Source organism: Bacillus sp. ISL-57 (assembly GCF_018613135.1).
Classification (GTDB): Bacteria; Bacillota; Bacilli; order Bacillales; family DSM-1321; genus Peribacillus; species Peribacillus frigoritolerans.
In genome coordinates this window covers 333,892-345,822 of the sequence record NZ_JAGGQV010000012.1, presented here as the reverse complement: position 1 = coordinate 345,822, position 11,931 = coordinate 333,892, and the positions used below count along the sequence as shown (strand labels likewise).

General features: G+C 41.8%; 11 protein-coding genes and 1 tRNA gene. 8 read left to right on the top strand and 4 right to left on the bottom strand.

The annotated features are described in order from the left end of the window. Nucleotides 1-417: 417 nt before the first annotated feature. The gene (locus J7I90_RS18315) at nucleotides 418-603 is read left to right on the top strand and encodes a hypothetical protein (protein WP_034310479.1); all 186 of its coding nucleotides are present in this window, start codon (nucleotides 418-420) and stop codon (nucleotides 601-603) included. 32 nt (nucleotides 604-635) lie between these two features. Here J7I90_RS18315 and J7I90_RS18310 read toward each other — a convergent pair whose 3' ends face one another. Beyond that, nucleotides 636-1,535: a DMT family transporter gene (locus tag J7I90_RS18310; RefSeq protein WP_251025375.1), complete on the bottom strand. Its 900-nt coding sequence runs from the start codon at nucleotides 1,533-1,535 to the stop codon at nucleotides 636-638. A 152-nt stretch (nucleotides 1,536-1,687) separates the two neighbouring features. On the opposite strand from J7I90_RS18310, the gene J7I90_RS18305 reads away from it, so the two are divergent. The 3 genes from J7I90_RS18305 (at nucleotide 1,688) to J7I90_RS18295 (ending at nucleotide 4,331) form a co-directional block, all read left to right on the top strand. Next, entirely contained in the window at nucleotides 1,688-2,395 is a 708-nt protein-coding gene (locus J7I90_RS18305) for an MgtC/SapB family protein (RefSeq protein WP_214773175.1), read from the top strand. A 512-nt stretch (nucleotides 2,396-2,907) separates the two neighbouring features. Next, a complete protein-coding gene (locus J7I90_RS18300) occupies nucleotides 2,908-3,933 on the top strand; it encodes a beta-propeller fold lactonase family protein (RefSeq protein ID WP_214773174.1) in 1,026 nt (341 codons plus the stop codon). Between the two features lie 325 nt (nucleotides 3,934-4,258). After that, nucleotides 4,259-4,331: transfer RNA gene (locus J7I90_RS18295), tRNA-Ala, on the top strand. A gap of 255 nt (nucleotides 4,332-4,586) precedes the next feature. Here the strand turns inward: J7I90_RS18295 and J7I90_RS18290 are convergent. Beyond that, complete coding sequence (locus J7I90_RS18290; RefSeq protein WP_214773173.1) at nucleotides 4,587-5,780, bottom strand: aminotransferase-like domain-containing protein; 1,194 nt, start codon at nucleotides 5,778-5,780, stop codon at nucleotides 4,587-4,589. A gap of 229 nt (nucleotides 5,781-6,009) precedes the next feature. After that, the gene (locus tag J7I90_RS18285) at nucleotides 6,010-6,405 is read right to left on the bottom strand and encodes a VOC family protein (protein ID WP_214773172.1); all 396 of its coding nucleotides are present in this window, start codon (nucleotides 6,403-6,405) and stop codon (nucleotides 6,010-6,012) included. A 237-nt stretch (nucleotides 6,406-6,642) separates the two neighbouring features. On the opposite strand from J7I90_RS18285, the gene J7I90_RS18280 reads away from it, so the two are divergent. Further along, the gene (locus J7I90_RS18280; RefSeq protein ID WP_053536661.1) at nucleotides 6,643-6,873 is read left to right on the top strand and encodes a helix-turn-helix domain-containing protein; all 231 of its coding nucleotides are present in this window, start codon (nucleotides 6,643-6,645) and stop codon (nucleotides 6,871-6,873) included. A gap of 320 nt (nucleotides 6,874-7,193) precedes the next feature. Here J7I90_RS18280 and J7I90_RS18275 read toward each other — a convergent pair whose 3' ends face one another. After that, nucleotides 7,194-7,358 carry a hypothetical protein gene (locus tag J7I90_RS18275; RefSeq protein ID WP_214773171.1) on the bottom strand — a complete coding sequence of 55 codons (165 nt, stop codon included), beginning with the start codon at nucleotides 7,356-7,358 and terminating at the stop codon, nucleotides 7,194-7,196. Nucleotides 7,359-7,745: 387 nt separating this feature from the next. On the opposite strand from J7I90_RS18275, the gene J7I90_RS18270 reads away from it, so the two are divergent. From J7I90_RS18270 to putP, 3 genes are all read left to right on the top strand, one after another. Beyond that, nucleotides 7,746-8,663, top strand: coding sequence for a proline dehydrogenase family protein (locus J7I90_RS18270; protein ID WP_034310470.1), 918 nt, complete (start codon nucleotides 7,746-7,748; stop codon nucleotides 8,661-8,663). Between the two features lie 57 nt (nucleotides 8,664-8,720). After that, a complete protein-coding gene (gene pruA / locus J7I90_RS18265; protein ID WP_101223545.1) occupies nucleotides 8,721-10,262 on the top strand; it encodes an L-glutamate gamma-semialdehyde dehydrogenase in 1,542 nt (513 codons plus the stop codon). A 166-nt stretch (nucleotides 10,263-10,428) separates the two neighbouring features. Beyond that, nucleotides 10,429-11,895: a sodium/proline symporter PutP gene (putP, locus tag J7I90_RS18260; protein ID WP_214773170.1), complete on the top strand. Its 1,467-nt coding sequence runs from the start codon at nucleotides 10,429-10,431 to the stop codon at nucleotides 11,893-11,895. Nucleotides 11,896-11,931: the final 36 nt, after the last annotated feature.

Sequence of the window (11,931 nt, the reverse complement as noted above, 5' to 3'; positions counted from 1 at the left end):
TTTACTTTTTTGATAGTGTGTGCTCACTTAAAATTTAACGTTGGCGCTTTGTTTTGTTCAGTTTTCAAAGAGCAATTTCGATGTCGTTTCTCTCAGAAGCGACCTCTATAATGTAACACATTCTGTCACGTTTCGTCAACAACTTTTTTAAAATCTTTTTTAACAACTTGTTAGCTGTTTAAGTTGCTGTCTTAGCGACAAGAAATAATATACCATGTACTAAAAATGTTTGCAATACGTTTTTTAAAACTTTTTTCAAAAAAAACATATTCACCTATTTCCTTCTATATATTCTTTACATCATCACACCCCTCCCCTACATCCGGGCCATCCCCACGCTTTATGAATAAACGAAGCATATTTCCAAAGAAACACAAATAGTCATATATAGATATCTTTTTTCCATGAGGTGAAGCAATGAATCTGCCATTAATCGGATTACTCATTTCCTACAGTATGGCCCTTTACTTATTCAGTACCGCTTTTTATGAAGCCATCAAGTTCAGCAGAGAAAAAGGCAAGGTGAATGGTACGACATTTTTATTCAGCTTTACTTTCGCTTTGATTTTCACACGGATCACCTATTTGTTTCATCCATATTAGATAAAAGCAGTAAGTCGGGAGACTTACTGCTTTTATACGGAGACTTGCGCCTCTTCATGATCCTTGCTATTCTTTTCATCCTTTAAGAACATCATCAAACCACCCAATATGATGGTACCTCCAAGGACCTGCGTCCAGAGTATCGGTTCATCCAATATGAAGTAAGCCAGAATTGTCGCTCCCACCGGTTCTAGCAAGATTCCCATCGATAGCGTCGATGTGCTTAACCATTTTAATGACCAATTGAATAAAGAATGTCCTAATAAAGTCGGGAAGATGGCAAGCAAAACGAAATAGATCCAATCGGAAGCAGGATAAGGCGCCAATGCCTCTCCCTTGAAGATCACATAGAAAAACAAGGCGACGGCGCTGATTGCATACACGACAAATGTATATGTTATAGAAGAGACGCGTTTTCGGACATTTTGACCAAACAGTAAATATCCGGTTACGAGCGCACATGCGATAAGCGAAAGAATATCTCCCCAAAGCGCCATGCCGCTGATTCTCAAATCACCCCAGCTAATGACAAGGCTGCCTGCTATCGCAATGATGCCGCTCAATATTGCCTTCATTGAAAATCTTTCTTTAAAAAACAGGTAGGCTCCGGCAAAAGCGAATAAAGGCTGAAGGGTTACAAGGACAGTTGAACTTGCGACCGATGTGTAATTAAGCGATTCAAACCATAAAATAAAATGAAAAGCCAAAAACACTCCTGCCGCAATCGAATACAGCCAATCCTTTTTTTCAATGAATTTAAGTTCATGGCGGTATTTCACCATGAAAACCGGCAACATAAGAAGGACGGTAAATAATAAACGGTAAAAGGCGATAACACCAGATGGAGCGGTTGCCAGTTTAACAAGGATGGCCGAAAACGATACGGATGCCACACCGATCGCCAACGCTACATAGGGATTCACTTTTGGCATTTGCACTTGGATTCCTCCTTTCAACGGAATTACGTTACATAGAACTCTATTCTACTATGTTAAAATTATTAGGGTAGTTTTTTTTTGAAAAACGGGTATATGGCAACAGACGATTTTATTCTTCGATAATAATTCGGAAGTGGTGAAACAAAATGGATTGGACATTCGACCCTCAATCGGAACTGCAAATCCTTATCAAATTGGGGATTTCAGCTCTCCTTGGACTAATTATCGGCCTAGAGCGAGAAATGAAACGAAAACCCGTTGGATTAAAAACGAGCCTGGTCATTTCAATCGTCAGCTGTTTATTAACGATCGTTTCCATGGAATCCGCTTATAAATTCCCGGGTAGCGACGACGTTAATATCACAATGGACCCCTTGCGTCTTGCAGCCCAGATCGTTTCCGGCGTCGGTTTTATAGGTGCTGGCGTCATACTCCGGCGTGACAACAACAGCATATCCGGTTTAACGACAGCCGCCATCATCTGGGGAGCGGCAGGGATCGGGATTGCCGTTGGAGCTGGTTTTTTTCTCGAGGCCATAGCCGGCGTCATATTATTGATCATTAGTGTGGAATTGGTGCCCGCAATCGTCACCTGGCTCGGACCGATGAAGTTACGGCAAAAAGAAATCTTTCTGCAGCTGGTCGTACAAAATAAAGATGACATTGCAATCGTACTGAAAAAAATCAAAGACGAAAAAATATTCATCAAAAATCTTAGAATCAAAGATGTGGCAAATGACAACCACCTTTTGACCCTTAAAGTTCTGGTCGATCACAAAGTCAGAACATCGGAAGTGTATTACACCGTCTCCAATCTTAAGGAAATTGCACGGGTGGAAATCGAAAATGTATAATAAAAAGGCCGTTTGACTGCACTAAACGGTTCACTAGATAAAAAGGGTTGGGAATTAAACATTCCGAACCCCTTTTGAAATTCTCCTCAACTTTCCTCCATACCTCTGTTAAACCATTTTTGACCCCTTTGCAAGTCCAATAGGGCATCAATTAATGGCTAATTGCCTGCTTAATCCAATCGAAACTTCCACAATCCTCAGTTTTTATCTCCAGCATTAGAATCCAACACCTATTTATGGATATTTACTATCATCCACCGCTCAGTGAGGAAGTCTAGTGTTACGTGACTTCACTGTGGCCTAATCCATTATTTATCTAAGGGGTCCACTCTATATATTTTTTATGAATTTGCAAAATGACCAAACCGATATCCTGCTCTATACGTTTATATATAGTGAAAGGACGAACTCCGGCTTGCTTAAACATTTTAAAGGAAGGTGGTCAGGACAACCAGCATGATATTGACAGGGATATAAACAATTATCAAGAAAATAATTTCCCGAGGTGAGTGATGTTTAAAAAAATGAAGGTAAAAAGTATATGGATACCCTTATTATTTGTGTTATTCATACCAAATGTAATAGGTGCTTCTTCTGCTAAAAGTAAAAGTCCAGAGTTGGCGACAGGCTTTGACACCCACATCACCAACAATTCCCTTGCCGTAAGTCCGGATGAACAAATAGCGATTGTCTCGGATAGCCGTGAACAATCCATCCTGGTCTATGATCTTACCAAAGGCAAGTTGCGTAAAAAGATCGATGGCTTCGGTTCACCGAGAAACATCGTGTTTATTGATGGCGGCTCAGAGTTTGTCGTCTCAGACAGTACGCTCGGTACGATTCGTTTTTACAGCTTAAAGAACTTCACCTTGAAAGATGAAGTTGTCGTTGGTCCAGGTGCATTCGGGACCGCTGTCAGTCCGGATGGCAAGACATTGTATGTGAACAATCAAGCACACAATTCCGTCACGATCGTGGATCTGGAAAAACGAAAACCGATTGACGTCATTACCGGTTTCGCCCAACCAAGGCAGGGCATTAAAGTCTCTTCGGACGGAAAATATATCTTTGTCACGAACTTTCAAGGAGATAAAGTGTCTATCGTTGATGCCACCACCAAAAAAATCATTCGTGAAATAACAGGGTTCTCCAGTATTCGCGGAATCTCGATTACCGCTGATGGAAGAACATTATATGCCGCCAACAGCGGACGCAACAGCATTTCCTCAGTTGATACGCTAGACGGTAATATAAAGGGTGAAATCAAAGTGGGACGCGAGCCATATGGCGCTGCTCTATCGCCTGATGATAAACTCCTTTTCGCAAGCAACAAAGCTGATCATACGATTGACGTGATCAATGTCGCTGATCACCGCATAGTTAAAACAATCGGGGGGTTCAAAGAACCAAGGCAAGCAATCGTCTTTAGCCAGGATGGGGATCAGGCTTATGTATTAAACCGGGATCTCTCCATTGCACGTGTTGATGTTAAAACATACACCATCACGGATATAATTCAGGATAAGCAAAAAAAATGATAGAACCTGATGAAGCACATGATAAATGAAAAAATAATCCCAGAGATGGATCAACATGATCTCAATTTCAGTTTATTCAGTGGGAAAGCTGGCTCCAGTTCTCATGTGAAAGAACCTTCTTCAATCTCGTTAGTTTACTGGTAATCTTTTGCGGCAGGTCTTTTACATCCCAATCGTCTAGCAAAAAATCTGCAGGTTAACTCGAGTCTCTAGTCTGATCCGTTTGACTGCACTCAAACGGGTTTTTTATCATTTTTGCAAAAATCTCATATTTTATATTGACTTTTCACCAAAATCCGATAAAATAATTATTGTACCTCAATTCGGGGCATTAGCTCAGCTGGGAGAGCGCTACGCTGGCAGCGTAGAGGTCAGCGGTTCGATCCCGCTATGCTCCATTTCGAAAACCCTTGATATATCAAGGGTTTTTTCTTTTTGTCAATTTGTCCACCACTCCCCCCTAATATCTCCTTCAAGCATTTCGATAAAATTTTCATGCTTTTTAAATGTAATGTATGGACCATTTCCTCTCTCATGGTCGGAACAACATATTTTCGCTTCACTCAGATATAAAGATAAAAAACCTACCCCTTTAAGGAAGTAGGCGTACAAATACATCGAAATAACTTATAGATTACAAAACTAACAATCATTCAGGACAAACTAGATGCGATAAGCTGTCCTAGTCTTCGTATTCCCTCGATCATTTCTTTCTCATTGGCATAACTGAACGAGAGCCGGAGAAACTCGGTTCCATCGTTTTGATCCAAGAAAAAGTATTTCCCCGGAACATATGAAACACCCTCAGCAAAGGCCTGTGATAATAGCTGCGATGTGTCCACCCCTGGTATTCTCACCCATACAAAGTAACCGCCATCTGGTACATACCAAGAAAGGGATTCTGGAAGGAATTGTTCCATCGAATGGATTAACGCAGTGCATTTAGAACGATACGTATTTTTTAAAAGGTCGAGCCGTTTCTCAAAATCGGTGTTTTCTAAGTATACAGCCATTGAACTTTGAGCAAACGGATGGTCTAAATCTTTTTTAAACCACTCAAAAGCCTTGATGAATTCACTTTCTCCCGCTATCCATCCAATCCGCATTCCTGGCGCAACAACCTTGGATAATGACCCGACTTGCAGGACTCGCCCGCATTTATCAATAGATTTTATTGGGACCGGATTTTCATCGAAGGATAATTCCCCGTATGCATCATCCTCCAAAATGAGGAAATCATACTCGATGGAAAGCTCCACTAAATGCTTCCGGCGCTCAATTGTCATAGTCGTTCCAGTTGGATTTTGAAAAGTTGGGATTGTATATAAAAAACGCGGGAGGGTTTGACCAGTGCGTTTTCTCTCATCCAGCATTTCCTTTAAACGGTATGTTTGGAGTCCCTGTTCATCTATAGGTATACTAATGATCCGTTCCGTATAGTTTTGAAAAATCTCCAAAGCCTCCATGTAGGTGGGCGACTCTACCGCTACAACCGCTTTATCATCAAGAAGAACGCGGGCAATAAGATCAATCCCCTGGCAAGCTCCTGATGTAATCAAAAGCTGTTCTTCCAAAACGCAAATTCCACGCTCTGCCAACCTTTTTTGGATTTGCTGCTTTAGTCTTGGAATTCGCGGACTTCCGAGATAATGGAGCGGCAAATCCTGCTCCTCATCAAGAAGTCTGGCTACAGCTTCCTTAAGCTCCTCAGCAGGAACGAGAGCAGGATCAGGATAGCCTGAACTCAAGCGAATACAACCATCTGGCAGATCTGGCATCCATGCACCGGGCGGATCATTCTTAAGTGCCGCTTTAATGTTCTCGGAAAAAAAAGATTCAACATTCACTTCAACCAAACACCTTTCCTTCAATTAAATCTTGGATGATTCTCGCAATCTTTAAAGTTAGCTGCTTATTATAAGATACAAATTAGTAATTTTAAACATTCTTCTGATGAGGGACGACAATCCCTCTTTTTATATTAATTCCAGAGTCAGTCTTACACGTAAAAAATTAAAGAAAGGCAGATCGTCCGCCTTTCTTTGATTCCATGTTTTAATTCACCCATTATCCACTCTATTTTGCATTCACATCGGGTTGATGAATTCCAAAAGTATTGCCTTCGGGATCGATATAGTATCCTTGCCAAGCCATCCCGGGAAGGGCAAATTTGGGCATTGCGAGCTTGCCGCCATTCTCAATAATTTTTGCTTCCGTTAAATCGTAATTTTCCACGCCAATGGTACACGCAAATGCATTTAACGCTTGGTGTGTTTCCGGCGGAGCACTTTGACGCTGCATCAAAGCACCATCGATACCATGTTCATTCTCATTGCCAGTTGCCGCTCCAAAGTATGGCATCCCTGCATAATCACTCCAGTCTTGAAATGACCACCCGAACACCTCTCCATAAAACGTCTTTGCCCGTTCCATGTCATTCACATGAATTTCGAAATGAACTATTCTTCCCATGGTTTCCCCCTAAGGTACATATGTATTAACCATTCACTTGCATTATTCAGTCTGTGTTCGCTGCCTATTTTTTATTATAATTTAAATGGAAATAAATTCAAAGAAATAGAAACTTCATCATACAACCAACCCGGGAACCGCTTTTCAATTTTTCATCCCAAACATTTGGGAAACTATGTGTATATTTTTGTGAAAGCTGGACGAGACTGCTAGTAAATCATTCTAGGAGGTTATCAAATGTTTAGATTCGGGAAGAGAAAGCCGCGAAGCAAGGTCGGTAAATTAATCGATAAGCACGGATATACCCAAGAGGAGTTCGTAAGTGCGTCAGGAATCTCACGCAATACGATAAGCAGAGTTTGCAGCGATCCCAAGTATGTGCCGTCAGCCGGGGTTTTAAAGAAAATCATGAAGGCGGTTCGAAGTTTAGATACAGGCGCAAAGGCAGATGACTACTTTGATTTGTAAACAAAAAGGCCCTGGCTTATGGCCGGGCCTAAATGTATTATTCAATTCTTGTTCATACTATCCTATCCACGCTCCCAAAATCCAAGCTTTCCTTTCGGAAATAACCTTCATTCCAACGGCCCCAGCTTTTCAATGTTCAGATGAGATTCAACGACCTTGAATTAAAATCCCCCACTTCCATTAGGAGCGGGGGATTTTCTTCATTCTCGGCTGATATGTTATATAGGGGTTCTTTGTCCCTTTTAGACAAACCCTGCAGGGATTTCTTTAACAAGGGCTAGTTATCGATTAGGGACAAAAAGTAATGTATTCCTCTTGAGCTATTTTCTGCCGACCATTTTCTTTATGAACTGAACCACAGGTGCAACGATGGATTCATGTACATTCGTAAGGGCATAACCGATCAGCCCCATAATTACCAGGGCCATTATTAATCCTACTATCAATCCCGATGTTTCTCTAAGTTCTTCAAGAACAGCATCCATTCATTATCCTCCCCGGCTTGCCGATGTACTTATTTTTACGGTTTTTCACCGATTTTACGTCTGAACGCTCCATTTATCGTTTTTTCTTCGAACATTGACCTATTCTGTTAAATATGGTCCATTATAACGCATTGGATGATTATGGTCGAGCTGCCACTTTTAAACGCATTCATAGAAGTCCTAATCAATAATAAAGGCTTTACCTCTAGCGTTTCTCTTTAAGTCAAAAGATAAACCTTCGTTCATCAGCAGAAATGTAAACCTTTTCATTTGTCCAAAACCGACAAAGAAATGACAGAATTATTGTTTTTTGAGAACATTGAGAATATTGTCGAAAAACCTTAAGCTTAATTTAAGAAATACATCTTCTTAGGGGGTGCGCTTTATATGGAAGCCATTACAAGGGACTTTTTCTTATTTTTATCTAAGAATAACCTGCTTAATAATATTGCTAAAAAAAGCGGAGGAAATTTTGCTGCTGGAAAGATCATTGGGGGAACTGATTTCCAAAGTTCCATTAAATTCATTAAACAACTTAATAATAGCGGCTTGTCGGTTACAGTCGACCATCTTGGGGAATTCGTTGATTCCAAGGAAGTGACTCTGGAACGGACGGCAGAATGCATCGAAACCATCGAAATGATCAGCAGGGAAAAACTTGATTCACAGGTTTCTCTGAAGATGACTTCTTTGGGACTTGATATCGATCATAAACTAGTGATTGAGAATATGACGAAAATTCTTGATACAGCCGAAAAACATAAAGTCATGGTCACGATCGATATGGAAGATGAAGTTCGCTGTCAGGCAACAATCGATATCTTTAGACAGTTCAAAGAAAAATACAGCTGCATAAGCACTGTTCTACAAGCATATTTATTCCGCACAGAGAAAGATTTGGAGGACCTTGGCCAATATAAGCCATTCCTGCGTCTCGTAAAGGGTGCTTATAAGGAATCTCCAGAGGTTGCTTTTCCCGAGAAGAATGATGTGGACGAAAACTATAAAAAGTTGATTAAGCAAAGTCTTCTTAACGGAAATTATACGGCCATTGCCTCACATGATGACAAAATCATCGAATATACAAAAGAGCTGGCCAAGAAATATGACATCCCAAATACACAATTCGAATTCCAAATGCTTTATGGCATGAGGAACAAGACTCAATACGAATTGGTCAAGCAAGGTTACAAAATGCGCGTCTATGTACCATACGGTCTGGATTGGTATGGATACTTCATGAGAAGGCTTGCAGAAAGGCCATCCAATATTGCCTTTGCCTTCAAAGGGATGGTCAGAAGCTAAATATACTTTCAACATTATTAATTGTTACAAAAAATCTATTAAAAGGTGTGATTATCAATGATTTCATATAAACACGAACCATTTGTTGATTTTACAAACGAGGAAAACAAAAAAGCATATCAGGAAGCACTTCAAACTGTCGAGGGCTACTTAGGGCAAGACTACCCTCTTTATATCGGGGCAGAGCAAGTGACGACTGATGAGAAAATCGTTTCATATAACCCTGCAGATAAGCAAGAGGTCATCGGCCGCGTATCGAAAGCGAATAGGGATCTTGCTGAAAAAGCCATGCAGGAAGCTGTTACCGCTTTTGAAAGCTGGAAAAAAGTGAAGCCGGAAATCCGCGCTGACGTTTTATTCAAAGCGGCTGCCATCATTCGCAGACGCAAGCATGAATTCTCTGCATTATTGACGAAAGAAGCAGGAAAACCTTGGAATGAGGCTGATGCTGATACAGCGGAAGCAATCGATTTCCTTGAATTCTATGCTCGCCAAATGCTGACTCTTAAAGATGGTGTGCCTGTTCAAAGCCGTCCGGGGGAATTCAACCGCTATGATTACATTCCATTAGGAGTAGGCATCATCATTTCTCCTTGGAACTTCCCATTTGCGATCATGGCAGGTACAGCTGTTGCCGCTATCGTTACCGGGAACACAATCCTGTTGAAACCAGCTTCTACTACTCCTATCGTTGCTGCGAAATTCGTTGAAGTGATGCTTGAAGCAGGCCTTCCAGCAGGTGTGTTGAATTTCGTTCCAGGAAGCGGAGCAGAGGTCGGCGACTACCTGGTCGATCATCCTAAAACACGTTTCATCTCCTTCACAGGTTCACGTGATGTAGGTCTGCGCATTTACAAACGTGCTTCAGAAGTGAACGAAGGCCAAATTTGGCTGAAGCGTGTCATCGCTGAAATGGGCGGAAAAGATACAATCGTCGTCGACAAAGAGGCAGATCTTGAATTGGCTGCTCAATCGATCGTTAAATCTGCATTTGGCTTCTCTGGACAAAAATGTTCTGCTTGTTCCCGTGCTGTCATCGTTGAAGATGTATATGATCAAGTATTAGCTCGCGCTGTTGAATTAACAAAACAACTTACAGTTGGTAATCCTGTAGAAAATCACTTCATGGGACCGGTTATCGACCAAGCGGCTTTTGACAAAATCATGAGCTACATTGAAATCGGGAACCAAGAAGGACGCATCCTGACAGGCGGAGAAGGAGATAGCTCTAAAGGCTACTTCGTTCAACCGACAATCGTTGCCGATGTCGATCCGCAAGCCCGCTTGATGCAAGAAGAGATCTTCGGACCAGTCGTTGCCTTCACAAAAGCCAAGGACTTCAACGAAGCACTTGAGATTGCCAATAACACTGAATATGGTTTGACTGGGGCTGTCATTACGACAAATCGCCTTAACATGGAAAAAGCACGCGAAGAATTCCATGTGGGGAACTTGTATTTCAACCGCGGCTGTACTGGTGCGATCGTAGGTTATCAGCCATTCGGCGGGTTCAACATGTCAGGAACTGATTCCAAGGCAGGCGGACCGGACTACTTGCAGCTTCATATGCAAGCAAAAACAACATCTGAAACATTCTGATAATGTTCCATTAAGCAATTTGAAGATGATTTGAAACCCTTATAGTTTCCGTATCCTCCATTCTGGATACGGAAGCCAAAATGAAGGTAAATGGAGGAAGTGACAAATAGGTTGCTTCCTCTTTTAAAACAAAAAATTATATATTTCATCAAGAAGGGAGTCTTTTATGGATTACGCATTAATAATTTCGATCAGCATTTACATGGCTGGCATGCTTCTCATCGGTTACTTCGCATACAAAAGAACTTCCAATTTAAATGATTATATGCTGGGCGACCGTGGTCTTGGTCCTGCCGTCACTGCATTGAGCGCCGGTGCCGCGGATATGAGCGGTTGGCTTTTAATGGGTATGCCTGGTGCAATGTTCGCAACAGGACTAAGTTCAATCTGGATTGTAATCGGTCTCACATTAGGAGCCTATATGAACTGGCTGTATGTTGCACCTAGATTGAGAACCTATACGGAAGTCGCCAATAACTCGATTACGATCCCCGCTTTCCTGGAAAATCGTTTCGGCGAGGGCTCACAGATCTTAAGGCTCATTTCGGCTTTGGTTATCCTCGTATTCTTTACCTTTTACGTTTCTTCCGGAATGGTATCCGGCGGAGTCTTATTCCAAAGTACATTCGGCCTTGATTACCATACAGGCCTATGGATCTTGACAGGCGTCACCGTTGCCTATACTTTATTCGGTGGATTCCTGGCAGTAAGCTGGACAGACTTTGTTCAAGGGATCATCATGGTTGTCGCCTTGGTTCTTGTACCGATCGTCACCCTTTTCCATATTGGCGGTTTCGGTCCTGCGATTGACACGCCACGTTCCATTGATCCAGCTCTATTGAATATTTTTACGGGGACGAGCTTTTTAGGAGTCATCTCATTATTTGCTTGGGGACTTGGTTACTTCGGACAGCCGCATATCATTGTCCGCTTTATGGCAATCAGTTCTATTAAAGAAATCAAGAAAGCCCGTACTATCGGGATGGGCTGGATGATTTTCTCCAGTATCGGTGCCATGCTGACTGGATTCATCGGTATCACGTATTTCCATCAGAACAATCTGAAGTTAGCTGATCCTGAAACGATTTTCATAGAGTTAGGGGAAATACTATTCCACCCGCTTATCACTGGTTTCTTGATTTCCGCAATATTGGCAGCCATCATGAGCACGATTTCTTCGCAGCTTTTGGTTACGGCCAGCTCATTAACGGAGGATATGTACAAAACCTTCTTCCGCCGTTCCGCTTCAGATAAAGAGCTTGTTTTCCTGGGCAGACTTTCCGTACTGACCATATCCGTCATAGCGCTCATTCTCTCTTGGGAACAGAATGACACGATCCTTGGACTTGTCGGCTATGCATGGGCTGGATTCGGATCTTCATTCGGTCCATTGGTCATACTGAGCCTATGCTGGAAACGGATGACAAAATGGGGAGCTTTAGCAGGGATGATCGTTGGTGCCGCTACTGTAATTATCTGGTCGATGGCAGGATTATCCGATACGCTTTATGAAATGATTCCTGGTTTTGGCGCTAGCTTGATTGCCATCATCCTGGTCAGTCTTCTAACAGCGAAACCATCAAAAGAAGTAGAAGCGAAATTCGAAGAATTCGAAAAAACTTTAAAACAATAATAAAACCCCTAAAAGGAACGGTATTTTTTCATATAC